Genomic DNA, 23,942 nt, shown 5'->3' on the forward strand with positions numbered 1-23,942 from the left:
GCGTTTTTCTATGACTCATCTACTAATCACTCGTTTTTCTACATCGTAAAAAGACATCAGAGGGCCATGTCATTTACTCTTTCACTATAAAAATCTCTCCTTTTCCGTTATTTCAGTATATTAAATATTGAGTAGCTCATATTCAAACGTGTACTGCCAAAATGGTTGCTTTATAATAAAAAGAGAAAGATGACCATGTGAAAGGAGCGAGTTGATGATGAAACCACATATTTTTGTCGCCAAACCCTTACCTGCCGCTTTTGAAGACATGCTAAAGGAACATTGTACATACGAGGTATGGCAGTCAAAGGACCCGATCCCAAGAGATCTATTATTTGAGAAGCTGCAGAAGGCTGATGGCCTTTTAACATCTGGTACGAAAATTGATCAAGATTTATTAGATCATGCACCCCAACTCAAGGTGGTGAGCAATAATTCAGTCGGCTATGACAATTTTGATCTAGAAGCCATGAGACAAAGAGGCGTGATTGGTACGCACACGCCTTATACACTCGATCATACCGTTGCTGATCTTGCCTTTTCTCTCATTCTCTCTTCTGCGAGGAGAATTGCCGAGCTTGATCGTTTTATCCGCGAGGGAAAATGGACAAAATTTGTTCAAGAAGAAGACATATTCGGCATTGATGTCCATCATCAAACGCTTGGGATCATTGGGATGGGACGAATCGGTGAGCAAGTAGCCAAACGAGCCGCTCATGGTTTTGATATGAACGTCCTCTATCACAACCGGAGCCGGAACGAGAAAGCCGAATCGGCATATGGCGCTGTATATTGCGCACTGGATGACTTGCTGAAGCAAGCTGATATCATTGTGTTAATCACACCACTGACGGATGAGACGTACCATATGATAGGAGAGCGGGAATTGAAATTAATGAAGCCGACAGCTTTATTCGTGAACATCTCCCGCGGAAAAACCGTCGATGAGAAAAGTCTCATTCAAGCACTGCAGGAAGGGTGGATTAAAGGAGCTGGTCTGGATGTGTATGAGCAAGAACCGCTTCAGGAAGATCATCCTTTCAAGGAGATGGACAATGTCACGCTTGCCCCGCATATCGGTTCCGCTACTGAAACGACAAGAGACCTTATGCTGAAACGAGCCATTCATAATGTACTTCATGGAATTGATGGCAAAGCCCCTGTTGATATTGTGAAGGAGCTTGCCTCATCTTAATTGAAAAAAGGCGCAGGGAACTGCGTCTTTTTGTTTACGTCATCTAGAGACAGTAGGTCAAAAAGCCTCATTTTTTCCAATCTCCTGATTCTTTACATTCTCTTCATATGCCGGTGCTATAATATGAGGTAGACAAGCATCAAGAGGACGGCATCCCATTTCCTTTTGAGGAGGATCAAGATGAAAAAAATAAGTTCGATTTTTACTCTGTTCGCTCTGATTGCTGCCATTCTGTTTTCTGGATTTATCCCGCAGCAAGTCCATGCAGAAACACCACTTACACCAACAGCCACAAATGAGACTGCTTCCGTACAGCTTGCACCAGACCTTCGTACCCTTGCCGTCATTAATACCTTTGATGGTGTAGCAGATTACTTAATCCGCTATAAACGACTACCTGATAATTACATCACCAAATCACAAGCGAGCGCCCTCGGATGGGTGGCATCAAAAGGAAATTTAGCTGAAGTCGCGCCGGGCAAAAGCATCGGTGGAGACGTATTCTCTAATCGGGAGGGACGCCTTCCATCCGCTAGTGGCCGTACATGGCGTGAAGCCGACATCAACTACGTCTCCGGTTTCCGTAATGCTGACCGCCTAGTATACTCAAGTGACTGGCTCATTTATAAAACAACCGATCACTATGCGACATTTACGAGGATTCGTTAATCAATGAAAAAGACAGCCCTAAGTCAAAAGGGCTGTCTTTTTTCATACTGTTTACGGAAGCAGTTTTTGTACGTACTCTTCAAACGGTTGTGAGAGTGGTTTCTTCGATACTTCGTCCTGTTCATGTATCGTGACATGATCCTCTGTCACGATCACACGACCTGTTGGTGTCAGTTTGGATGCAAGCAGCCTTTTGTTAAAAGGAGAGGCTTCATTTTCATAAATCTCATGCCGCAATTGCACAAGTGTATCTTCACCGACTTCTTTTAATGTGAAAGCATAACCTGTTTCAGCACCTGCTCCCCTATCCAATTGGAGTAGATGGGTTCCTTTTTCTGTTTCCTCTGCGTTCACGCGAAAACGAAGGGACTGTGCTTCCACCCATTCACCTGTAAAAGGGACGGGCTGAAGGGGTAAATTCACACCAAATCCTGCATCAATGAGGTAGCGCTCATGGTGATGTTGAAGGACGATGGCTACATGCGTCCCATCCAGTGCCCACTTCTCTGCTTCTTTGTTATATACGGTCCCTTGAACGAGCTTTACGGCGAGACCTGCCTCTTTTAAGACATAATATAAGAGCGGATTGAGGTCATAGCAAAGCCCACCTCTGCTGCCTTCCAGAAGATGATGCTTCAAACCTTCTTGATCCAAAGCATAGGCGTGTTTATCCACCACAGATCTATTTTCAAAAGGAAAGGTATAAGCCATCTTCCTTAGTAAATCCGGTAATTGATCAAACGTAATGGACGCGGCTTCGTATCCAATTTTCTGTAAAAAGGCTGATTGAATCACAACTTTCCCTCCTAAAAAAACTGAGCCCTTGAAAGAGACTCAGTTTTCTTGATTGATAAAATCCGTTAACGCATCGATGGCTTCTTGTTCATCTGCTCCATCAGCTATTAGTTTGACGGTGACCCCAGAGCTGATCGCAAGACTCATCAGTCCCATAATACTCTTCGCATTGACCTTTTTCCCATCTTTCTCTAGAAAAATATCAGCACCAAAACGATTGGCTTCTTGAACGAACAAAGCAGCCGGACGTGCCTGCAAACCCGTTTTCAGCTGAATTGTGACCGTTTTTTCCACCATATGATCTGCCTCCCTTTTTTATTTCCCTATTTGAGTGTAACAGCTTGTCCGTTTCTTAATTGTTCTGCAATTTGATCTAGCTTTCTTAAACGGTGATTAATGCCTGATTTGCTGATCTTGCCGCTTTCCACCATTTCGCCAAGTTCCTTTAATGTGACTTCTTGGTAGTCAATACGCAGTTGCGCAATTTCACGCAGCTTATCTGGCAGGGCGTCTAGTCCAATCTTTTCGTCAATGAATTGAATATTTTCAACCTGGCGCAGTGAGGCACCGATCGTTTTATTCAAGTTTGCTGTTTCACAATTGACGAGCCGGTTCACTGAATTCCTCATATCTCGGACGATGCGCACGTCTTCAAAACGAAGCAATGAGTTATGAGCACCCACAACACTTAAGAATTCCGTAATTTTCTCCGCTTCCTTCATGTATGTGATAAAGCCTTTTTTGCGTTCAAGTGTTTTACTGTTAAGATGGAATTGATTCATGAGCTCACATAGGGCATCATTATGTTCTTTGTATAGTGAAAAAATCTCAAGGTGATACGAAGAGGTTTCTGGATTATTCACAGAACCTCCTGCTAAAAAAGCACCTCTCATATAGGAACGCTTGCAGCATCTTTTCTTCACAAGTTCTTCTGAAATGTTGCGTTCAAATACAAATTGTTCACCTAATATCTTTAGGTCCTCTAAAATGGTTTTCGCTCGTTCTACCAGTCTGACAATATACACATTATTCTTTTTTAATCTCATTTTTTTACGAACGAGCAGCTCGACAGTCACATCGTATTTCTTTTTCAAAAGGGTATAAATACGTCTTGCAATGGCTGCGTTCTCTGTCTGTATATCTAAAATCAATTTTCGATTAGAAAAAGATAATGAACCGTTCATACGGATGAGGGCAGAAAGCTCTGCTTTTGTGCAGCAGTCCTTCACTTCCAGATTAGTCAGCTCTTTTTTTGTTTCGGATGCAAATGACATCCTTGCCACCCCCATTCCTATTTTTTCTGATGCAGCAGATCGACAAGCAGCGCGGCTACTTTCAGCGTATCATGACGAATCACATGCTGGTCATATGTAATGATTTCCCCAGGGATGACTTCTAGTCCCATGGCTTTGAGTACATCTGTGTCGAATTGTACAGGCTGCGCCTGTTCTTCTGCATATTTTGCTTTGATTTCTTCTGGAATTTCTTTATTGTTCACAAATATCGTATCGATAAATGGTCGGTCCATATGATCGTTTAATGCCTGCACATGATCAGCTGCACTGTAGGAAAGCGTTTCCCCTGGCTGTGTCATGACATTGCAAATATAGACTTTTTTCGCCTTAGAACGAATGACTTCTTCGCCAATATGCGGTACAAGCAAGTTTGGCAAGATACTTGTATACAAGCTGCCAGGTCCAAGGACGATCAAGTCGGCTTCACGAATGACTTGAATCGATTCTGGGAGCGGCTCAATCGTATCGGGTGTGAGAAACACTCGTTTAATTCGCTCACCATAGGTTGGGATTTTTGATTCTCCCGTTACCACTTGCCCGTTTTCTAATTCCGCATGAAGAACAACACTTGAATTCGCTGCTGGCAATACTTTTCCTCTCACATTTAAGACCTTGCTCATTTCTGTGACGGCATGAAAAAAATCACCGGTTATATTCGTCATAGCCGCAAGAATGAGATTGCCGAGAGAGTGGCCTGTTAAGTCATTCCCTTTATTAAAACGGTGCTGAAATAAGTCTTCTACAAGCGGTTCAACATCAGAGAGAGCTGCAAGGACATTCCGAATATCGCCTGGAGGCGGAATATTCAAATCATGCCGCAGTCTGCCTGAGCTGCCTCCATCATCAGCTACCGTCACAATGGCGGTAATGTCCACTGGCTTTGTCTTTAATCCTCTAAGTAAAACAGATAAGCCAGTGCCTCCGCCAAGAATGACCACCTTTGGTAGTGTCGTCATCTATTTTCTGCTTCTCTTTTCAATGTCCCGGTGAGTGACATGTGTATAGTAATCATTTTTGAAATGCTCTGCTAAATAGTTCGCTAGCGTCACAGATCGATGCTGTCCACCTGTACAGCCAATGGCAATAACAAGTTGGCTTTTTCCTTCTCGTTTATAGGACGGTAGCATAAAGCTGAGAAGGTCGATTAATTTCTCTGTGAACTTTTGCGTTTCACTCCACTTCATGACATAGGAGCGTACTTCTTCATCATTTCCGGTCTGTGGACGCATGCTCTCAATATAGTAAGGATTCGGCAGAAATCTCACATCAAATACAAGATCAGCATCAATCGGCAGACCGTATTTAAAACCGAAGGACATCACATTCACTGTAAACACCTGCCCTTGGCTCGTGGCAAAGTGTGCGACAATTTTTTCTCGAAGCTGTTTGGGTTTTAAATCCGATGTATCAAAAATCATTTGAGCCCGGCCTTTTAACTCTTCTAACAGATCGCGTTCCATCTCAATTCCTTCGAGCGGCAAACCTGTTGTCGCAAGGGGATGAGAACGTCTCGTTTCTTTATATCTTGAGACAAGCACCTTATCGTTTGCATCTAAAAATAGAATCCTTGGTGTGATCCAGCCGATATCACTCATCTCATCTAAGGCAGCAATTAAGCTATCAAAGAATTCGCGTCCGCGCAAATCCATCACAAGGGCCACCTTGCTCATCTTTGAATTGGATTCCTTCATGAGCTCTAGAAACTTCGGTAAAAGTGATGGCGGTAAGTTATCCACACAAAAGTAACCTAAGTCTTCAAAGCTTTGGATGGCAACGGTTTTCCCCGCACCTGACATTCCTGTAATAATCACAAGCTGAATATCATCTTGTTTGTGCGTATTCATGCCTGCTCCCTCTCCTTCTTTATGAAAACGGTTCATTTATTAGTCTCCTTGAGGATCTAATCGATAAGCAATCAGCTCAAAATCTGGTGTATACGTAAAAGTGCCGTGGAGAAGTCCTTTCCCTTTCAACATGAAGTCAAGAATATGGGAATCTCCTGGAGCCATCGGCAAGCTAGGCACATCTTTTACATCATGCCATTTTAAAATGCCTTCCTCCGACTCTGATACGTTTTTTCCTGTAAAGGAATCTGCCATAAAGGTGAACATCATCCACTCTTGAACGATTTGATCGCCTTCTTTTATGATAAAGGTAAACACGCCTTTTAGCTGCGGATTTAAAATATAAATGCCTGTTTCTTCTCTAAATTCTCGAACGACTGAATCCTTGACCGATTCTCCGCTCTCCATTTTGCCGCCAGGTGCTACCCACCAGCCTCGTCTTGGCTTTTGCAGCAAGAGAACTTGATCATCGTGATGCAGCACACAATTGGTTACTCGTTGCATCAGCTGTCACCTACTCTTTTATGTCTTTTTCTTATTATACAGGTTCATCATGACTCCCACAATGAACATGCCCGTTCTTCACTGAAAACAGACAGGTTTTCGTATGAATATGGTGACGGGCACTTTCTCTATTCTTTATTTTACAACATCTAACGGTTCTCCATGCGTCATTTGTGAACATCTCGTGAATTTCTGATTTTAAGCAAAAAAAAGGACACGGATTCACATCCGTGCCAAACATGTATTCCTTATAAAAGGGGGTCAATTACTAGTTTCATCATAACGGATAATTGTTTCACCCGTGTTACATTCCAGTTAAAAGCCCGTGACGCAATATTAAGGATTTACGACAGCTGTTTATTTCATTGCTTTTAGCTTTTCAGCAAGCTCTTCTACATAATGCTGTGCACTCTGTGCTGCAATACTTCCATCACCTGTTGCTGTGACGATTTGACGAAGGGTTTTCTCACGAATGTCACCAGCTGCGAAGATTCCTTCAACTTTTGTTTCCATTCTTTCGTTCGTCTCAATGTAGCCCTCTGCATTTGTAATCCCTAGATTTTCAAATGGTTTAGACAGCGGCAGCATACCGATGTAGATAAAGACGCCATCTGTTTTGAAGTCTTCTTCCTCACCTGTCACGGTATCAATTAATGTCACACTGCCGACTTTCCCGTTCTCTTCATTGATTTCTTTGACGGTTTTGTTCCACATAAAGTCGATTTTTTCATTATCAAATGCACGTGCTTGTAAGATGCTTTGGGCACGCAGTTTGTCGCGTCTATGGACAATAGTGACTTTAGATGCAAAGCGAGTGAGGTAAACACCCTCTTCTACTGCTGAGTCTCCTCCGCCAATCACGACAAGCTCTTTGTTTTTAAAGAAGGCTCCATCACATACCGCGCAGTATGATACGCCGCGGCCGCCAAGTTCTTTTTCGCCTGGTGCACCGATTTTTTTGTATTCAGCACCTGCCGCAATAATGACAGAGCGTCCTTTGTATTCTTTGGAACCAGCTTTGACGATTTTGTACTCTTCACCATCTACAATTTCTTTAATATCGCCATACGCATACTCGGCACCGAATTTCTTTGCATGCTCAAACATTTTATTTGAAAGTTCCGGCCCTAAGATGCTTTCAAAGCCCGGATAGTTCTCGACATCTTCCGTATTCGCCATTTGGCCGCCTGGAATTCCTCTTTCAATCATCAGTGTTGAAAGATTTCCCCGTGATGTATAAACAGCGGCTGTCATTCCGGCAGGACCCGCTCCAATGATGATCGTATCGTAGATTTTTTCTTCTGACACAACTGTCACTCCCTCTTCAATTGCTGCTAGCATTTCTTATTAGAATGCCCTTGGGTGATGCTTCCATTCATGACAGAGAGCATCATTTCCACTCTTAGCTTTTATTCCTTACCCATATCCTATTAAATCTGCGGGTAATAAGCGAATCATTTGCTCATATCTTCAAAAAAAGAAAAAGCTTCCTTAAACTGCTGTTTAAGGAAGCCTGTTTACGGTTATATAGTAAGTAATGATTTATTCAACGACTCTTCTTACAACGCCATTGAATGCTTTTTTCCAGTAAACGTTGCTCATAGAGTCAACTGAAACACCGCGAGAGCTATTATCGTTCAAGAATGTACCGTTTCCTAAGTAAATACCAACGTGTCCATTTACTTTATACGTATCAAAGAACACAAGGTCTCCGCGTTTCATGTCAGATGCACTTACAGCTCTTCCTTTACCTACAAGCGTATCTGTTGTTGTACCGCCAACTGGTCCAAGGTTGATGCCTGCTGAAGCAAATGCCCAGCGAACGAATGAAGAACAGTCAAAACGACGTGCGTCAATATCGGCTTGTGATCTGCCGCCGCCCCATTTATATGGAGATTGTCCTACAATCGTAGAACCTGTGCTGATTGCACCTTCGATACCGCCTACGTTATTGCTGACAGGTGATCCACCGCCAGAAGATGGCTTTTTGCTTGGTGAACTGCTGCTATTGTTATTTGAAGATCCACTGTTATTTGAAGAAGAACCGCTGTCGTTATTAGAGCTGTTGTCTTCTGCTTGAACACTAGCTTGACGCTGCTGTTGTTTTTGTGCTTTTTCTTCTTTTGCTTTTTGAGCAGCTTCTCTTGCTTCTTTTTCAGCTTGTTTTTGAGCAGCGATTGTTGCGTCTTTTTCAGATGCAATGCTGTTTGCCTCAGTGTTTAACTCGCTGATTTGAGAAGAAGCACTTCCTTTTTGCTTTTTCACTTGCTTGAATAGCTTGTCTTTCTCATCAAGCTGTTTATTTAAGTCTGTTTGAAGTGTTTCAAGCTTTGCAAGCGTCTTTTGAACATCTTCAAGCTTTGTATTTAATTCGTTTTCAGACTTTTGTAATTCTGCTTTGTCTCTTTCTTGTTCTTTAATGATTTCGCTGTCTGCGTTGATTAATGTAGATACAGCACCTGCACGGCTGATGAAATCGCTAAAGCTTTTTGCTCCTAGTAATACATCTATGTATTTCGTAGAACCACCGCTTTCTTGAAGCGCACGTACACGCTTTTTCAAGAATTCGTTTCTTTCTTCGATACGTTTTTCTGTATCAGCAATTTCTTTTTTCAGTGCTTTGATTTCTTTTTTTGTTTTTTCGTTTTCTTTTTGTTTTTCTTCGATTTGATCACTTGTTTTTAAAGCTTTTTCGTCAATTTCTTTTAGCTTTAGCGCAAGTGCCTCTTGTTTTGCCTCAAGCTTTGAAAGCTCTTCTTTTTTCTTTTGAAGATTCTTGTTTACCTCTGACTGCTTGCTGTCTAGTTCTTGTTTCTTTTGTTCAAAGTTCTGTGCATTTGCTTCATGAGTAAATGGAATAAATAAACCGCTCGCTCCAATCACCGAAGCTAAACCGAAAGTAATAAACTTTTTCACGTATAGTTCCTCCTTTGACAATTTCCCAAGCGACATGAGAAAGCAGCAAATTCTCTGCGACCAATCTGTGCTTCCTGTGTCTTTCTTCCTGATGATTCAGTCAGATGTTGACCAGATTGTTTCTATCACTAGGTGTTGCATTATGTATAGTAAAATATTTAAATATATGTCTTTGTTTTAATCCACGAGTTTCATTATACATGACACATCGACAAAATGAGCTAATATTTTTATTACATTTATGTTTCAAATAGATGTCGAGATTGTCATACTTCGCCAAATCCTAGCAAATCCCACCTTTTTATCCAAGAAAAAAGCATGACCTTTTCGGCCATGCTGCTGTTATCTGAATCTATTTACCTATTCAAACCATGAACGCACAAATAATATCCTCATATTTTGACAGCGTTTGAACGCTGATCTGAAAAGAAGCTGAGATCTCTTTTTTGCTGACAGCTGATTCTTCTTGTTCATTCATCCATAGATAATAAGAAGCTGCTGCCCATGCAATGGCATTTTTCTTCTCTACGCCTGAAGCGCGTGCTTGCTGAATAATATGGAATAACCAAAAATATGGCATGTGGCTATCAGGCTGCACCGCTTCTTCCAAAGCAGATGCCGCCTGTTTTGCGAAGACCGCATCTTCTGAAAACGATCGTTCTTCCATTTGATCTTCAAATAAAAGTAACTCAATAAACTGCTGTTCAAAGGCCGTTTTCGCAGCGCGGGAATCAAGAACAGATTGCAAGACGTCACGTTCACCTTTTTGTTTGCTAACATAGTAGGCAGTGAGTCGTTCCTCAATTGAAACCATTGGCTCAGACTCCTCTGGTTTATCTTGCCACGGCTTGATTTCATCTGCATCAATATCTTCTTCCACCATCTTATCCCAGACGGTTTGCGCCAGCGTTTTGTGGCCCGTATAATAGGCTGCACTTGCCAGCCAGTATAAAAACGTACTATCACCTTGGAAACCTGTTTTATACAAAGAATAAAGCCATTTAAATGCCCATTCAAATTCTCCAACAAGGGCAAATGTCGCGCCAAGCTTATAACGCTGTTCACTTAATATTGGATACACGTGCGTTAATTGCTTCGCTAACAGATTGACCTTTTCTTCTTCTTTTTCATAATGATAGAAAACAAGCTGATTACAAAGGGCATGCAGATTACCGGGATTTTCATGAAGGACCCGGTTCAACATTTCTTTTGCCTGATCGATTTGGCCAGAATAAAAATAGGCCAAAGCGAGATTATTATACGCTGACCAAAACTCTGGATACTCAACAATCATCTGTTCCAGCATCTCGATTGCTTCATCCAGCCTGCCGCTTTCTAGCAAATGGTTGGCTTGATCCTGCTTTACAATCAGATCATCCTGATCATAAGGAAAATCTTCATCAACATCGTCACTCATATCAAGCAGATCGAGGAGATCGTCATTTTCATCTGCAAATTCCCCGTCTTCTTCCAGCGCAGCATAAGCAGTGGCGCATCTATATGCCTCTTGAAACAAACCGAGATTCGCATAATTATTGGCTTTAAAGTAGTGACACTCTGACATATTCTCATCCAAGTGTTCAAGGATAAAATCAAGCAGTTCATTAGATTGTTGGTAATGACCCATTTCAGTATAAATAATGGCAAGCTGCGACAGCATTTCTACATTTTCAGGCTCAAGTACGATGGCCCGCTGTATCAGCTTACTTGCCCTAGACAGATTTCTTTCTCTATATGCTTTTAGACCTTTATGAAAAAAGTAATGCCCATCTTGGAATAGCTGGACGACTTGTGTGTGATTATTTTGAGAAGTGTATTTACTCACCGATACCCTCCATTTCGAACAGTGTACCGTGTGTAGTATAACATACTTCATGAGTCGTCACATAGAACAAAAGGAAAGGAAGGATTTGTTTTTCATTTAAAAGCAAAAAGCCGGGGATACCCCCAGCTTTTCATTCCCCTTGATGGCGCTTTTTCAATACCTTTAATACATCATCAAGAGGCAGCTGCTGTTCACGTAATAACACAAGAAGGTGATACAGGAGATCTGCTGTTTCCCATTTCAATTCTTCTTGATCACGGTTCTTCGCCGCAATGATCACTTCAGAAGCTTCTTCCCCTACCTTTTTCAGGATTTTGTCGACTCCTTTTTCAAAAAGATAGGTCGTATAAGCTCCTTCTGGCATTTCCATCTGCCGTTTCGCAATGACCTGTTCCAGTTCATTTAAAATGGCAAAGCGGTCTTGTTCTCCCCTTGGCTGTTTCACTCCATCTTCTGAAAAACAGCTATAGCTGCCTGTATGGCAGGCTGGGCCGCTTGGTGTCACTAGAACAAGCAGGGCATCTTGATCACAGTCATAGCGAATAGATGTAACACGCTGGGTGTGTCCAGATGTAGCTCCTTTGTGCCAAAGCTCATTTCTCGATCTGCTAAAAAACCATGTTTCCCCTGTCTCTAATGTTTTTTCATAGGATTCTTGATTCATATACGCCAAAGTAAGAACTTCCTTGCTTTGAGCATCCTGTACAATGGCAGGAATGAGACCTGCATCATTAAAGGTTAATTCGTTTGCCTGTTTCATCTTACCTTCACCCCGTGTTCTCTCAAATATGTCTTCACTTCTTGAATGGAAGTTTCTTTATAATGGAAAATAGAGGCTGCGAGTGCGGCATCAGCTTCACCTTTTGTAAAAGCCTCCAGCATATGCTGCGCATTGCCAGCACCTCCTGAAGCAATAACTGGCACTGTGACTGCTTCTGATACAAGCCTCGTCAAACGATGCTCAAAGCCCGTTTTCTCACCATCGGCATCCATGCTAGTCAGCAAGATCTCGCCTGCTCCTCTTCGCACGGCTTCTTTCGCCCAGTCACTCACTTCTAAATCCGTTTGACGGCGTCCTCCGTGCGTATAGACCATGTATGCTTGTTTCTCTTCATCGTATTTCGCGTCAATCGCAACAACTATGCACTGTGAACCAAAAAAGTCGGCTCCTTCTGTTATTAGCTCCGGTCTTAAAACAGCCGCTGTGTTCACAGACACCTTGTCTGCCCCCGCTCTTAATATACGCTTCATATCATCAAGGTGGTTAATCCCACCGCCCACCGTGAACGGGATAGCGAGAGTGGATGCCACTTGTTTCACCACATCCACCATTGTTTTTCGGCCTTCATGAGAGGCAGATATATCAAGAAAGACGAGTTCATCCGCACCTTCCTCGTCATAGATCTGCGCTAATTCGACCGGATCACCAGCATCCTTCAACCCTAGAAATTGGATCCCTTTGACCACACGCCCTTCCTTTACATCAAGACATGGAATGATTCGTTTTGTCATCATATGCTGTCAAGCCCTTCAAACGCTTCTGCTAAAGTAAATTGCTTTGTGTACAGCGCCTTGCCAATGATTGCACCAGACACACCTGTCTGCTTTTGTGCTGACAGCTTTTGCAGATCACTCACTGCACTGACACCACCTGAGGCAATGACTTGTTTGCCAGTTGCTTCTGCTAATCGAACCGTACTTTCCACATTTGGACCAGACAGCATGCCATCCATTTGAATATCAGTGAAAATAAAGACCTCTGCGCCTTCCTTTGCCAGTTCCTTACCGAGTTCCTCCGCCTTCACTTCCGATGTTTCAAGCCACCCTTCAGTCGATACAAAACCGTTTCGTGCATCAATGCCAATGGCGATTTTCTCTCCATATTGCGCCAGCATTTTTTTCACAAAAACCGGGTTTGACACCGCTGAACTGCCAAGAATGACTCTCGATACGCCATTGTTTAAATAAAATGCAACATCTTCTTCTGTACGAATGCCGCCGCCAATTTGGACATTCACATCTAATGAGGAAGCAATCGCCAGCACATGCTCGTGATTCACGCGTTTTCCTGCTTTTGCGCCATCTAAATCAACAAGATGTATCCATTTCGCTCCTTCATTTGCAAACCGTCTCGCCATGTCTAACGGTGAATCTCCATAAATGGTTTCTTGGTCATAGTCTCCTTGCACAAGTCGTACACATTTGCCATTTCTCATATCAATTGCTGGATATAATGTAAAATCACTCATTTGCTCACCCTCTGTTCGTTTGCTAATTGAATAAACTGTTTCAGCAGTGCCATTCCTGTTGTACTGCTTTTTTCAGGGTGAAACTGCGTTCCAAACACATTCCCCTTTCCAACAATGGCAGGTACTTGAACGCCATAGGGCGCACTTGCCAATAGATCTTCTGGATTCATGCCGCTCACATAATAAGAGTGAACAAAGTATGCAAACCCTTCCGGCACACCGTCAAATAATGGTGACGGCTGATGAAATGTGAGCTCATTCCAGCCCATATGAGGCACCTTCAGCCTTTGTCCATCCTGATCACGATCCTTCAAAAGAACGACACGTCCTTTTAAAAGGCCTAACCCTTTTGTTTTACCTGCTTCTTCACTTTCTTCAAACAACAACTGCATGCCAAGGCAAATGCCAAATAACAGCTTTCCTTCCTGCACGACTTGGTGGATAAACGCCTCAAGTCCTGTCTGTCTTAACAGCTGCATCGCATCACGAAACGAACCGACGCCTGGCAAAATGTACGCATCTGCCTTTTTCAGCTCCTCTACTTCAGAAGACACGATATAAGACGCTCCTGCTCGTTCCAGTGCTTTTGATACGCTAAACAAATTTCCCATTCCATAGTCAATGACGCCAATCATTAGAGCATCCCCTTTGTCGACGGAATCCCTTTCACACGCGGATCAATGGTTGTTGCTTCATCTAAGGCGCGTGCCATCGCTTTAAAAATGGCTTCAATCATATGGTGGGTATTGGTTCCATAGTGAACGATCACATGAAGATTGATTCGTGCTTCAAGGGCAAATTTCCAAAGAAACTCATGAACCAGCTCCGTATCAAAGGTGCCGACCTTCTGACTCGGGAAATCAGCTCTCATTTCCAAATGAGGACGATTGCTTAAATCAACGACGACTTGGGCAAGTGTTTCATCCATTGGAACAAAACTAGAGCCGTAGCGCTTAATTCCTTTTTTATCCCCGAGCGCTTCTTTAAACATCTGTCCAAGCACGATGCCAATATCTTCTGTTGTGTGGTGATCATCGACATCTGTGTCTCCTTTTGCATTTACAGATAAGTTAAAGTGCCCATGCTTTGTGAATAAGTCGAGCATATGCGTCATAAAAGGGACATCTGTTTGAATATCTGCTTTTCCTTCACCATCAATCTCTAGCGCTAACGAAATGTTCGTTTCATTTGTCTGTCTCGCTGTTTCCGCCTGTCTCATTCTGATTCCTCCCGCTTTCTCGCTTCAATCGATCTTGCATGTGCTTCAAGCCCTTCTAATCTTGCAAAAGCCGCAATGCTTTCCCTATGTGTTTCAAAGGCTTCTTTGCTATATGAAATGATGCTCGTTTTCTTTTGGAAATCCGTGACGCCAAGCGGACTGGAGAATCTTGCTGTCCCGTTTGTTGGCAGCACATGGTTCGGTCCTGCGAAGTAATCCCCTACCGGCTCTGGGCTGTAACGCCCTAAGAAAATTGCTCCAGCATGCTTGATTTGACCAAGTAGTGATGCTGGATACGCCGTCAGCACTTCTAAATGCTCTGGGGCTAACTGGTTCACGATATCAACTGCACGATCCAAGGATTCTGTCACGTAAATATGGCCATAGTCTTGAATAGATTGTGCTGCTATTGATTTCCTTGGCAAAGTGTCCAGCTGCGCTTGCACCTCTGCTTGCACAGCTTCAGCCAATCCTTTAGATGGTGTCACCAAAATACTAGATGCCAATGCATCATGCTCTGCCTGTGAAAGCAAATCAGCTGCCACCTCATGTGCGGTTGCCGTTTCATCTGCTAAAACAGCAATTTCACTTGGGCCCGCAATCATATCAATGTCTACTTGACCAAATACTTCCCGTTTGGCAAGTGCTACATAAATGTTTCCTGGACCGGTGATTTTATCAACAGGCTGGATACTGTCCGTTCCATATGCAAGAGCAGCTATCGCCTGAGCACCACCCATTTTGTACATTTCTGAAATGCCCAGCTCCTTCGCTGCTACTAGTACAGCGTCAGACAGACGACCGTCTTTTCCTGGCGGTGTCACAAGAACAATTCGCTCAACGCCGGCTACAAGTGCCGGGATCACATTCATTAAAACAGATGATGGATAGGCGGCTGTTCCGCCTGGGACATATACACCGACCGCATCGAGCGGTGTTACTTTCTGACCTAGAATTGAGCCGTCCTTTTGGTGATAAAACCAAGAGGAGGTTAGCTGACGCTCGTGGTATGTTCGAATATTCCGGATCGCCGTTTGGATGATTTTGATCATCTCCGGGTCCAAACGTTCGTAGGCTTTTGTCTTTTCATCCTCCGTCACAAGTGGCTGTTCAATAGAGACACCATCAAATTGCTTCGTGAAAGTCCGTACCGCTTCGTCACCATTTTTTCTCACTTCTTCGATTATTCGCTGAACAGCCAATCGCTGCTCTTCCGTTCCTGTATCTAGAGAACGCTTGAGTGAGAGAGTGTCTGTCTCACCTTCTTGTATGTAGGTGATGTTCATGATGTTTCCTCCCCTTCTCCTTCGATGATTCTTGCCAGACGCTGCGCCATTTCATCGATTACCGCATCCTTCATTCGATAGCTCACAGGATTGACAATAAAACGTGACGTAATGTCACAAATATGTTCCGTTTCGACAAGTCCATTTTCCTTAAGTGTTTGACCGGTGGAGACAATGTCAACAATTCGATCGGCAAGTCCGATGAGCGGTGCTAATTCAATGGAACCATTTAGCTTAATGATCTCCACCTGCTCACCTTGTTCTCTAAAATAAGAAGAAGCGACATTTGGGTACTTTGTGGCCACACGCGGTGCGACACCGCCCCAGCTGGCTCCCGGCAAGCCCGCTACAGCTAAATGACATTTGCTAATGTTTAAATCGAGCACTTCGTACACATCCCGTGCTTCTTCAAGCATGACGTCTTTCCCTGCAATGCCCACATCTGCTACACCGTGCTCTACATATGTCGTCACATCCATTGGCTTCGCTAAAATAAAGCGGAGATTTTCTTCCGGTACATCAATGATTAATTTTCTTGAATCTTCGAATTCCTCCGGCAGCTGATATCCAGCCTGTCTTAATAGCCCTGCTGCTTCTTCAAATATCCGCCCCTTTGGCATTGCCATTGTCAACACTTTACCCATTTTGCTCTTCCTTTCTAGCGCCGATAAAATAAGTCACTTGCTCAAATGCCTTGGTCATGGCATCGATATTTTCAATACCTGCTAAGTCTTGGAGAACAATCCTTTTGCCCTTTGTCCGCTCTTTTTCTGCAAAATCAAATGCTTCAAGCCGCTGTTCTTTACTAAAAATCACAGCCTCTTGGGGCTCATTTATTTCTTTTGCGTCGAGCGCCTCAAGAAGACGGTCTAATCGAAGTCCAAAGCCTGTAGCGGGTGCGGGTGCATCAAAGTGAGCAAGCAATTGATCATACCTTCCTCCACTTCCGATCACAGACCCAACATGATCTGCAAATACTTCAAACAAAATCCCCGTATAGTAGCTCATATGACTGACCATGCTTAAATCCAAACGGATATATTCTGTACAGCCGTAATCTTCAAGTGTCTCCCACAGCGCCTTTAACTCCGCAAGCACTTCTTTGCCCTCTTGTGACACCACAATTTCTTCAGCCTGCTGGGTCACTTCTTGACCGCCGCGCAGCTCTAAAAGCTGGAGCAGCCTTGTTTTATCGATGGATGAGAGCGGCAATTGTTTAACATGCTGCCTGTATCCCACATAATTCTTTTCATATAAAAATCGGCGCAATACGTTCGCCCGCTCTGTATTCCCTAGTACATCTAAAAACAAGGTCTCAGCCAAAGCCACATGCCCGATCGCAATTTTGAAGGATTGAAGTCCAGCATTTTTTAATGCAAACACGACAAGCGCTATGACTTCAGCATCTGCACTAATCGAACCATCACCGATCAATTCAATACCAACCTGCTCAAATTCAGAAGGTCTTCCTCCTTCTCTTTCCTGTGCCCGAAACACGTTTGCTGCATAACCGACTCGAAGCGGATACGCCTGTTCGTGAAGCTTTGAAGCCGCCACTCTCGCAATTGGTCCCGTCATATCAGGTCTAAGCACAAGGGTTTGACCATTTTGATCAAGAAGCTTAAACAGCTGCGTATCTGTAATCGCCGATTGAACACCGACTGTATCGTAAAATTCAAGCGTTGGCGTTTCCATTAAACGATAACCCCAACCATTCATGACCTCTGTTAAAGAATGCCTAACTCTTTTCTTCGTCTCATACAATCCTGGTAATGAATCTCGCATACCATATGGTTTTTCAAACATGAACATGTTCCGCACCTCCAACACATTAAAACAAAAAATTCCGAATCCTTTAGTTCGCTAATATGATAATATGCTAACAAAATAAAGTGATTAAATCAATCATTTTTATTTTCCCCTTTTTTTCCTTAATCATTTGTTCATATATTACATTCAAATGACACCTAATCCTTTTTGATCTCTTTGCTTTAGGAACATGCTATAATACTTAAAAATATTGAATAACACAGGAGATTACAGTGAAATTCATCCAGACATTAATCTTAACTTTGTTGTGCGCATGTCTTGTTTATTTCGGCTTTATTTACATTTCACAATTCGACCAAGTCAAGAAAACAACGTCACCGCAAGAAGCCAAAGAAAAAGAAAATGATACCGCACTAGCAGCAGAAGAAACACGTTCTACGAAAAAAACAGAAACAACACATTCTAGTTTAAAAGGAAATAAAAAAGCCATGGACGTCATCCTCTTTAATCAAATGGATGCACCAAAGCTTTATAACGGATGCGAAGTCACGAGCTTAGCCATGCTTCTTCATTACAGCGGCTATGAGCATATAACGAAAAACGCATTGGCAAACGAGATTAAGCGTGTCCCGCTCAATTATGAGAATGGCTTAAAAGGAGACCCTCATGACGGGTTTGTAGGCGATATGGAGAATGGGCCAGGTCTTGGTGTGTACCACGAACCCATTTATCAGCTTGCGAAAAAATATGCAGGTAATCAAGCGGTGGACTTGACCGGCAAGCCAGTCAAAAAGGCCATCTATCAATCACTTGAAAAAGGTTATCCTGTCTGGGTCATTACCACTTCGACCTTTGCCAAAACAGATAACATTGAAACATGGAATACACCAAATGGGAAAATAGATATCAGCTTTAATATGCATAGCGTCGTCATCACTGGCTATGACAAAGATCATGTCTACTTAAATAACCCTTACGGAGAGAAGAATCAAAAAGTAGATCGTGAACAGTTTGAGGATTCTTGGAAACAGATGGGCAGCCAGGCGATTATCATTAAAGCATAAAACCCCGCTAAATAGCGGGGTTTTTATTTTCTTATTCTGCTTCAGAAACCACAGTAAAACGTTCTCCAACATGAGCAGCTTGTTCTATCTCATCGACAAGCGCAACGGCGTAGTCAGCATAACTCACATAGCTGTCACCCTTTGAATTGACGATAAGATGGTCTTTGCCTTTCACATAAGCACCTGTACGTTTGCCTGCTGGATCAAAGAATGCAGCTGGACTAAGAAATGTCCATTTTAATCCTTCGGTCTTTTGAAGATCTATTAAATTTTCTCCTTGGTGTGAAGCAGTAGCAAAGTATTCCTTTGGAAACTCCGGTGTGTCCATCAGTCTAGTTGTTTTGGCCTCATCTACAAATAAACTTCCAGCACCTCCCACAACGATTAAACGCGTTTCTGGTGTCTCTTTCAAGAGATGAATGAGTTTTTTCCCTGCTTCTACATGAAGGTGCTCTTGTCCTGCTGGCGCACCAAATGCGTTTACGATCACATCAAAACCTTTGACGTCTCCTGCCTCTAAGTGAAAAACATCCTTTTCTAAAACAGCTGCTGATGAATTGGTCACTTTTTGTGCATCTCGAACGATTGCCGTTACTTCGTGCCCTCTCGATTGAGCTTCTTTTAAAATGTGTTGTCCTGCTTTACCTGTTGCGCCAATGATTCCAATGTTCATGTAAATTCCTCCTACAATATATTGTTATTTTGATCACTTAAGATGTAACCACGATAGTTACAATAGAGGTAAAAAAAATTGAATAGATCATCCAATTTTTTTGATTAAAACCTGCGTTAGTTCACTTAATTTGATCTCAGCAAGCACTTGTTCCATCGCACTTTGAGCACGGCACAAAATTAATTCTAGTACAGCTTGAATATTTGCACCGATCGGACAGTCAGGGTTTGGGCTTTCATGAATTTGAAACAACTCTCCCTCATCCACAACTTCAACCGCTTTATACACATCGAGCAGTGTCATGTCATCTTCACTGCGATTCAATTGAGAACCGCCTTTGCCAAGACTCGTTGAGATTAGGCCTGCTTTTTTGAGCTTACTCATGATACGGCGAATCACCACTGGATTTGTATTGACACTTCCTGCGATATCCTCCGATGTCTGTAAAGAACCTTTTTCAAGTGATAGCAAGGCCAGAATATGGACAGCGACAGTAAATCTGCTGCTGATTTTCATGTTTTCTCACCTCTGTTGTAATCATTATAGTTACACCAAGTTAGAATGTCAACAAAAAAGTCTGCCGAGCTACTCAGCAGACGAAGATTGACGTGCTTCCATTTCCTCTTTCGTATAAATCATCCGCATTGGATTTCCTCCAACAAAGGAGCCTGCCGGAACATCTTTGTTCACAAGAGTTCCCGCCGATACAATCGCACCATCACCAATTGTCACTCCAGGTAGAATCGTTGAATTTGCTCCAATTAACACTTCATCACCAATATAGACTTCCCCAAGCCTATACTCTTTAATCAAATACTCATGGGACAGAATGGTTGTGTTATAACCAATCACACTATTTCGGCCGACAGTGATTTTCTCAGGAAACATGAGATCGACCATCACCATTAAAGCAAACGCCGTATCCTCCCCGACTTTCATTCGAAGGAAGGTGCGATAAATCCAATTTTTCATTCCCATAAAAGGCGTATAACGCGCCAGTTGAATAAAGATAAAGTTTTTCACAACCTTGAGAAAGGGGACCGTTCGATAGACTTGTCTAAGCGAATTGACCCCTTTGACAGGATAACGATCTGTTTTTCTCAACTTAATCAGCTCCAACAATCGCCAAGAGATCACTCATTTTCTGCAGCATATAATCTGGGCGATGCTTTAACAGGGCTTCTTCTCCCTTAATAGACCAAGCAACACCTGCTGTTTTCGTCCCTGCCGCTTGACCAGATAAAATGTCGTGATAATTATCACCAACCATGATCGCCTCATGCGGATCACTGCCGAGCTTGGATAATGCCAGTTGAACTGGTTCTGGATGCGGCTTTTCATTTTGTACATCATCAAGTGTGACAATGACCTCAAAAAATGGCTCCAATCCAGTCAGCTTTAATCCCATTAAGACCGTATCACGTATTTTTGTTGTCACAATACCAAGCTTAAACCCTCGATCCTGGAGGATTTTCAACGTGTCTAACACCGTCTCGTACTCCGTCACAAGCAGGTCATGCTGTTCATGATTAAACGTTCGATACATCTGGATCATGTCATCTGTCAGATTCGGATCCATTGCAGAGAATGTATCAAATAATGATGGACCAATGAAATGAAGGATATCCTCACGGCTGTATTGACCAGGGTAATAATGATCAAGCGTATGCTGAAATGAAGCAATAATTAATTCATTTGTATTGATTAATGTGCCATCTAAATCAAATAGCACTGTGTTAATAGTTGATTGGTTCATATAGCTTCCTTTCTAACAGCTGCATGTTCCCGCCTCCGCCAAATATAGCTGATGGCAGCTGTCAATAAAATAGCAGAAATAAGGCGAATAAGAAGAAGCGGCCAGACTGGAATACCTAAAGGAATGAAAATGAGTGTATCTTCAACCACCGCATGACACGCCACAAGGAAAATGAAAGCAAGCGTTAAATCCTTTTTGCTGACACCGTCCTCTTCCACTGCTTTCATCATGACGCCTGCCCCGTAGGCAAGACCAATGGTCAAACCAGCCACCATCGTCATAGACGTATTTTCTTTCATTCCAAGCATTCTCGTAAAAGGAGACAGCCATTTAGACAGCGTATGGAGCCACCCTAAGTCTCTCATGAATTGAATGATGATCATGAGAGGAATGACAATACAAGCCAGCTGCAGCACACCAAGAACAGCTTTCTGTAAAGCAAGAAGTACGATCATAAACCAGCTAGAAGGCACATCAGCCGACTGAGCAGCTGTCAGCAAACCATATTGCGCCGGTTCCTCGCCTCCCTGCCAAACGAGGTGAATGACAATTGCTGACACGACGGCAAGACTGATTCTGACTAGCAAAATGACAGACACCCGCAGCCCAACCTTCGCCGCCACTGTTGATTCGATGATCAAGTTGTGACAAAAGGAGAGCATGACCGCTAAAATGAACACTTCCTTCACAGGCAGCTCTAATGTCAAGATGGCTGCAATACCCGCATACAAGTTCAGCATATTTCCTAAAACAAGCGGAATGGCCGCTTCCCCTGAAAGACCAAACAGACCCATAAATGGACGGATGAATTGTATAATCCAATCCATCACAGGTGTATGCTGCAAGATACTAACGAGAATGGTAACCGGAAAAATGACTTTTCCAAGTGTCCAAGTTGTCGATAACCCTGCTTTCAAGCCGTTTTTCCATGTCTCCCCCATCTCTTATCCCCCTTGCTTAATTTGATGAGTTGTTCTCTTTATACGGTATAGATGCATATCCCTTGATTCTTCTAAACACAATCAGCAAAACAGCCACTGCAAATATGGCAATTGAAATCATCTGTGCAATTCGAAGATGCTCAGTCAGCATTAAGCTGTCTGTTCTCATTCCTTCAATGAAGAAACGACCGATTGAATACCAGATTAAATAAGACAAGAACATTTCGCCTCGACGCAATGATGTTCTACGTAATAAGATTAATATCAAAACGCCTGCGATATTCCATAATGATTCATATAAGAACGTAGGGTGATAGTAGGTCCCGTCAATGTACATCTGATTAATAATAAACTCAGGCAGGTGCAAATTTTCTAAAAAGGCTCTTGAAACAGCCTCACCATGCGCTTCCTGATTAATAAAGTTCCCCCAGCGCCCGATGGCTTGCCCTAGTAAAATACTAGGCGCTGCGACATCGGCGATTTTCCAAAAGGACACCTTTCTCACTTTAGTAAAGACAATCGCTGTCAGCACTGCTCCTATCAGTCCACCATGTATGGCAATTCCGCCATTCCAAATCTTGATGATTTCACTTGGGTGCTGCTGATAATAATCCCATTCAAAGGATACATAATAAATTCGTGCACAAATAATGGCGATAGGAATGGCAAATAAGATGAGATCAATAAACATATCTTTATTGATGCCTCTTTTTTCACACTCCCTTAATGCGAGCCAGAGTCCAAGCAGGGCTCCGACCCCAATAATCACACCATACCAATGAACCGAAATAGGTCCGAGCTGAAAAGCAATCGGATTAATTGGTTGAATTGCTTCATTCATATAGACAGCTCCTATTCATCCTGGCCATTGTCTTCAATGACATCGGCAAGTTTACTTGTAAATTGTTCCGCTGCATTATGTCCCATTCGTTTCAATCTGAAGTTCATTGCAGCTACCTCGATGATGACCGCTAAATTTCGTCCCGGACGTACAGGGATGGTCAGTTTTGGTACATCTGTATCGATGATCCGCATTTTTTCTTCTTCAAGTCCTAAACGGTCATACTGTTTGCCTTGTTCCCAAAGCTCAAGGTTCATAACAATCGTAATTCTCTTATAGCTTCTGACAGCGCCCGCTCCAAATAAGGTCATCACATTAATAATGCCTAATCCACGGATTTCTAGAAGGTGCTCAATCAGCTCTGGTGCGCTTCCAACTAACGTATCCTGATCCTCTTGCCTAATTTCCACGCAATCGTCTGCAACCAGCCTGTGTCCTCTCTTCACTAATTCTAAAGCCGTTTCACTTTTACCTACGCCACTTTTTCCAATTAACAGCACACCTACACCATATACATCTACGAGTACGCCATGAATCGCAGTCGTTGGTGCAAGCTTGCTTTCTAAGAAGTTCGTTAATCGACTCGAAAGTCTTGTCGTTTTTAAGCTTGAGCGTAAAACCGGCACTCCATTTTCGTTTGAAGCTTCGATCAATTCCTTTGGTACTTCACGATCTCGTGACAAAATGATGGCAGGGGTAATATCTGTACAAAGAGACATCATTCTCTGCTTTCGTTCGCGTTCTGGGAGCTGTTCAAAAAAAGAAAGCTCTGTCTTCCCTAAAAGTTGAACTCTTTCTTTTGGGTAATATGTAAAATATCCAGCCATTTCAATACCTGGTCTGGAAAGATCACTGATTGTAATGGGACGATTAATCCCTTCCTCCCCACTTACCAGTTCAAGATGAAATTGTTCCATTATGTCCTTCGTACGAACTTTCGGCACGCTTCTTCCTCCTTTTATCGCAGGCGTTTCAGAAATACAGCTCTATTTTATCACTTTCAATGATGAACCCAAAATAGTATTTTATCCTGATCCTGTTTCATCACATTTACTGGTATAGACAACTATACTTAAAAAAGGTAAACTGAATCTAACGAC

At 42.8% G+C, this 23,942-nt stretch carries 26 protein-coding genes and 1 pseudogene; 3 read left to right on the forward strand and 24 right to left on the reverse strand.

Annotated elements, in window-relative coordinates; genetic code table 11:
- The first annotated feature begins 217 nt into the window (after positions 1-217).
- Positions 218-1,195, forward strand: coding sequence for a D-glycerate dehydrogenase (locus MKY11_RS16630; protein WP_041508114.1), 978 nt, complete (start codon positions 218-220; stop codon positions 1,193-1,195).
- 342 nt (positions 1,196-1,537) lie between these two features.
- A pseudogene (locus tag MKY11_RS16635) lies at positions 1,538-1,864 on the forward strand (ribonuclease); the annotation flags it as partial.
- Positions 1,865-1,915: 51 nt separating this feature from the next.
- Here the strand turns inward: MKY11_RS16635 and MKY11_RS16640 are convergent.
- The 17 genes from MKY11_RS16640 to MKY11_RS16720 form a co-directional block, all read right to left on the reverse strand.
- Positions 1,916-2,659: an arylamine N-acetyltransferase gene (locus tag MKY11_RS16640; RefSeq protein ID WP_342501623.1), complete on the reverse strand. Its 744-nt coding sequence runs from the start codon at positions 2,657-2,659 to the stop codon at positions 1,916-1,918.
- A gap of 39 nt (positions 2,660-2,698) precedes the next feature.
- The gene (locus MKY11_RS16645) at positions 2,699-2,956 is read right to left on the reverse strand and encodes an HPr family phosphocarrier protein (RefSeq protein WP_008348124.1); all 258 of its coding nucleotides are present in this window, start codon (positions 2,954-2,956) and stop codon (positions 2,699-2,701) included.
- Positions 2,957-2,982: 26 nt separating this feature from the next.
- Positions 2,983-3,933 (reverse strand): DNA-binding protein WhiA, encoded by a 951-nt coding sequence (gene whiA, locus MKY11_RS16650; RefSeq protein ID WP_008348125.1) that lies wholly within the window; start codon positions 3,931-3,933, stop codon positions 2,983-2,985.
- A 17-nt stretch (positions 3,934-3,950) separates the two neighbouring features.
- Positions 3,951-4,910, reverse strand: a complete 960-nt coding sequence (locus MKY11_RS16655) for a YvcK family protein (protein WP_008348128.1) — start codon at positions 4,908-4,910, stop codon at positions 3,951-3,953.
- Positions 4,911-5,798, reverse strand: coding sequence for an RNase adapter RapZ (rapZ, locus tag MKY11_RS16660; RefSeq protein WP_205474768.1), 888 nt, complete (start codon positions 5,796-5,798; stop codon positions 4,911-4,913).
- A 39-nt stretch (positions 5,799-5,837) separates the two neighbouring features.
- A complete protein-coding gene (locus tag MKY11_RS16665; protein ID WP_058336954.1) occupies positions 5,838-6,302 on the reverse strand; it encodes an 8-oxo-dGTP diphosphatase in 465 nt (154 codons plus the stop codon).
- Positions 6,303-6,659: 357 nt separating this feature from the next.
- Positions 6,660-7,610 carry a thioredoxin-disulfide reductase gene (gene trxB / locus MKY11_RS16670; RefSeq protein ID WP_024719880.1) on the reverse strand — a complete coding sequence of 317 codons (951 nt, stop codon included), beginning with the start codon at positions 7,608-7,610 and terminating at the stop codon, positions 6,660-6,662.
- A 234-nt stretch (positions 7,611-7,844) separates the two neighbouring features.
- Positions 7,845-9,218 carry an NlpC/P60 family protein gene (locus tag MKY11_RS16675; RefSeq protein ID WP_041091649.1) on the reverse strand — a complete coding sequence of 458 codons (1,374 nt, stop codon included), beginning with the start codon at positions 9,216-9,218 and terminating at the stop codon, positions 7,845-7,847.
- Between the two features lie 364 nt (positions 9,219-9,582).
- Positions 9,583-11,043 carry a tetratricopeptide repeat protein gene (locus MKY11_RS16680; RefSeq protein ID WP_277519033.1) on the reverse strand — a complete coding sequence of 487 codons (1,461 nt, stop codon included), beginning with the start codon at positions 11,041-11,043 and terminating at the stop codon, positions 9,583-9,585.
- Positions 11,044-11,173: 130 nt separating this feature from the next.
- A complete protein-coding gene (hisIE, locus tag MKY11_RS16685) occupies positions 11,174-11,803 on the reverse strand; it encodes a bifunctional phosphoribosyl-AMP cyclohydrolase/phosphoribosyl-ATP diphosphatase HisIE (protein WP_079919149.1) in 630 nt (209 codons plus the stop codon).
- Positions 11,800-12,558 (reverse strand): imidazole glycerol phosphate synthase subunit HisF, encoded by a 759-nt coding sequence (hisF, locus tag MKY11_RS16690; RefSeq protein WP_035389615.1) that lies wholly within the window; start codon positions 12,556-12,558, stop codon positions 11,800-11,802. The genes hisIE and hisF overlap by 4 nt, the downstream gene beginning before the upstream one ends.
- Positions 12,555-13,292 (reverse strand): 1-(5-phosphoribosyl)-5-[(5-phosphoribosylamino)methylideneamino]imidazole-4-carboxamide isomerase, encoded by a 738-nt coding sequence (gene hisA, locus MKY11_RS16695; RefSeq protein ID WP_268417790.1) that lies wholly within the window; start codon positions 13,290-13,292, stop codon positions 12,555-12,557. Before hisA ends, hisF begins: the two co-directional genes overlap by 4 nt.
- The gene (gene hisH / locus MKY11_RS16700; RefSeq protein ID WP_041091643.1) at positions 13,289-13,927 is read right to left on the reverse strand and encodes an imidazole glycerol phosphate synthase subunit HisH; all 639 of its coding nucleotides are present in this window, start codon (positions 13,925-13,927) and stop codon (positions 13,289-13,291) included. Before hisH ends, hisA begins: the two co-directional genes overlap by 4 nt.
- A complete protein-coding gene (hisB, locus tag MKY11_RS16705) occupies positions 13,927-14,511 on the reverse strand; it encodes an imidazoleglycerol-phosphate dehydratase HisB (RefSeq protein WP_045033998.1) in 585 nt (194 codons plus the stop codon). The genes hisH and hisB overlap by 1 nt, the downstream gene beginning before the upstream one ends.
- Entirely contained in the window at positions 14,508-15,797 is a 1,290-nt protein-coding gene (hisD, locus tag MKY11_RS16710) for a histidinol dehydrogenase (RefSeq protein ID WP_342501624.1), read from the reverse strand. Before hisD ends, hisB begins: the two co-directional genes overlap by 4 nt.
- Positions 15,794-16,441 (reverse strand): ATP phosphoribosyltransferase, encoded by a 648-nt coding sequence (hisG, locus tag MKY11_RS16715; RefSeq protein WP_007500071.1) that lies wholly within the window; start codon positions 16,439-16,441, stop codon positions 15,794-15,796. Before hisG ends, hisD begins: the two co-directional genes overlap by 4 nt.
- Positions 16,434-17,609 (reverse strand): ATP phosphoribosyltransferase regulatory subunit, encoded by a 1,176-nt coding sequence (locus MKY11_RS16720; RefSeq protein ID WP_017368113.1) that lies wholly within the window; start codon positions 17,607-17,609, stop codon positions 16,434-16,436. Before MKY11_RS16720 ends, hisG begins: the two co-directional genes overlap by 8 nt.
- A gap of 230 nt (positions 17,610-17,839) precedes the next feature.
- On the opposite strand from MKY11_RS16720, the gene MKY11_RS16725 reads away from it, so the two are divergent.
- A complete protein-coding gene (locus MKY11_RS16725; protein ID WP_178897353.1) occupies positions 17,840-18,631 on the forward strand; it encodes a C39 family peptidase in 792 nt (263 codons plus the stop codon).
- Between the two features lie 31 nt (positions 18,632-18,662).
- On the opposite strand, the gene MKY11_RS16730 is transcribed toward MKY11_RS16725, so the two are convergent.
- The 7 genes from MKY11_RS16730 to hprK all read right to left on the reverse strand — a co-directional run bounded on the left by MKY11_RS16730 (position 18,663) and on the right by hprK (position 23,786).
- Entirely contained in the window at positions 18,663-19,304 is a 642-nt protein-coding gene (locus MKY11_RS16730; RefSeq protein WP_249855570.1) for an NAD(P)-dependent oxidoreductase, read from the reverse strand.
- Positions 19,305-19,391: 87 nt separating this feature from the next.
- Entirely contained in the window at positions 19,392-19,820 is a 429-nt protein-coding gene (locus MKY11_RS16735; RefSeq protein ID WP_024719891.1) for an Rrf2 family transcriptional regulator, read from the reverse strand.
- 69 nt (positions 19,821-19,889) lie between these two features.
- Positions 19,890-20,408 carry an acyltransferase gene (locus MKY11_RS16740; RefSeq protein ID WP_035701530.1) on the reverse strand — a complete coding sequence of 173 codons (519 nt, stop codon included), beginning with the start codon at positions 20,406-20,408 and terminating at the stop codon, positions 19,890-19,892.
- A 1-nt stretch (position 20,409) separates the two neighbouring features.
- A complete protein-coding gene (gene ppaX / locus MKY11_RS16745; protein ID WP_017357895.1) occupies positions 20,410-21,060 on the reverse strand; it encodes a pyrophosphatase PpaX in 651 nt (216 codons plus the stop codon).
- Positions 21,057-22,001, reverse strand: coding sequence for a nucleoside recognition domain-containing protein (locus MKY11_RS16750; protein ID WP_113746945.1), 945 nt, complete (start codon positions 21,999-22,001; stop codon positions 21,057-21,059). The genes ppaX and MKY11_RS16750 overlap by 4 nt, the downstream gene beginning before the upstream one ends.
- 16 nt (positions 22,002-22,017) lie before the next feature.
- Positions 22,018-22,842, reverse strand: coding sequence for a prolipoprotein diacylglyceryl transferase (gene lgt, locus MKY11_RS16755; RefSeq protein ID WP_178929854.1), 825 nt, complete (start codon positions 22,840-22,842; stop codon positions 22,018-22,020).
- 11 nt (positions 22,843-22,853) lie between these two features.
- Positions 22,854-23,786: an HPr(Ser) kinase/phosphatase gene (gene hprK, locus MKY11_RS16760; protein WP_003212943.1), complete on the reverse strand. Its 933-nt coding sequence runs from the start codon at positions 23,784-23,786 to the stop codon at positions 22,854-22,856.
- Between the last annotated feature and the right edge of the window lie 156 nt (positions 23,787-23,942).

It is taken from the genome of Bacillus sp. FSL W7-1085, assembly GCF_038595035.1.
GTDB classification, from domain to species: Bacteria; Bacillota; Bacilli; order Bacillales; family Bacillaceae; genus Bacillus; species Bacillus altitudinis.

Coding starts and splice junctions, on each gene's coding strand:
- MKY11_RS16630 (WP_041508114.1), top strand. CDS start 218: ATGAAACCACATATTTTTGTCGCCAAACCCTTACCTGCCGCTTTTGAA.
- MKY11_RS16645 (WP_008348124.1), bottom strand. CDS start 2,956: ATGGTGGAAAAAACGGTCACAATTCAGCTGAAAACGGGTTTGCAGGCA.
- whiA (WP_008348125.1), bottom strand. CDS start 3,933: ATGTCATTTGCATCCGAAACAAAAAAAGAGCTGACTAATCTGGAAGTG.
- MKY11_RS16655 (WP_008348128.1), bottom strand. CDS start 4,910: ATGACGACACTACCAAAGGTGGTCATTCTTGGCGGAGGCACTGGCTTA.
- rapZ (WP_205474768.1), bottom strand. CDS start 5,798: ATGAATACGCACAAACAAGATGATATTCAGCTTGTGATTATTACAGGA.
- MKY11_RS16665 (WP_058336954.1), bottom strand. CDS start 6,302: ATGCAACGAGTAACCAATTGTGTGCTGCATCACGATGATCAAGTTCTC.
- hisIE (WP_079919149.1), bottom strand. CDS start 11,803: ATGAAACAGGCAAACGAATTAACCTTTAATGATGCAGGTCTCATTCCT.
- hisF (WP_035389615.1), bottom strand. CDS start 12,558: ATGATGACAAAACGAATCATTCCATGTCTTGATGTAAAGGAAGGGCGT.
- hisA (WP_268417790.1), bottom strand. CDS start 13,292: ATGAGTGATTTTACATTATATCCAGCAATTGATATGAGAAATGGCAAA.
- hisH (WP_041091643.1), bottom strand. CDS start 13,927: ATGATTGGCGTCATTGACTATGGAATGGGAAATTTGTTTAGCGTATCA.
- hisB (WP_045033998.1), bottom strand. CDS start 14,511: ATGAGACAGGCGGAAACAGCGAGACAGACAAATGAAACGAACATTTCG.
- hisD (WP_342501624.1), bottom strand. CDS start 15,797: ATGAACATCACCTACATACAAGAAGGTGAGACAGACACTCTCTCACTC.
- hisG (WP_007500071.1), bottom strand. CDS start 16,441: ATGGGTAAAGTGTTGACAATGGCAATGCCAAAGGGGCGGATATTTGAA.
- MKY11_RS16720 (WP_017368113.1), bottom strand. CDS start 17,609: ATGTTCATGTTTGAAAAACCATATGGTATGCGAGATTCATTACCAGGA.
- MKY11_RS16730 (WP_249855570.1), bottom strand. CDS start 19,304: ATGAACATTGGAATCATTGGCGCAACAGGTAAAGCAGGACAACACATT.
- MKY11_RS16735 (WP_024719891.1), bottom strand. CDS start 19,820: ATGAAAATCAGCAGCAGATTTACTGTCGCTGTCCATATTCTGGCCTTG.
- ppaX (WP_017357895.1), bottom strand. CDS start 21,060: ATGAACCAATCAACTATTAACACAGTGCTATTTGATTTAGATGGCACA.
- MKY11_RS16750 (WP_113746945.1), bottom strand. CDS start 22,001: ATGGGGGAGACATGGAAAAACGGCTTGAAAGCAGGGTTATCGACAACT.
- lgt (WP_178929854.1), bottom strand. CDS start 22,842: ATGAATGAAGCAATTCAACCAATTAATCCGATTGCTTTTCAGCTCGGA.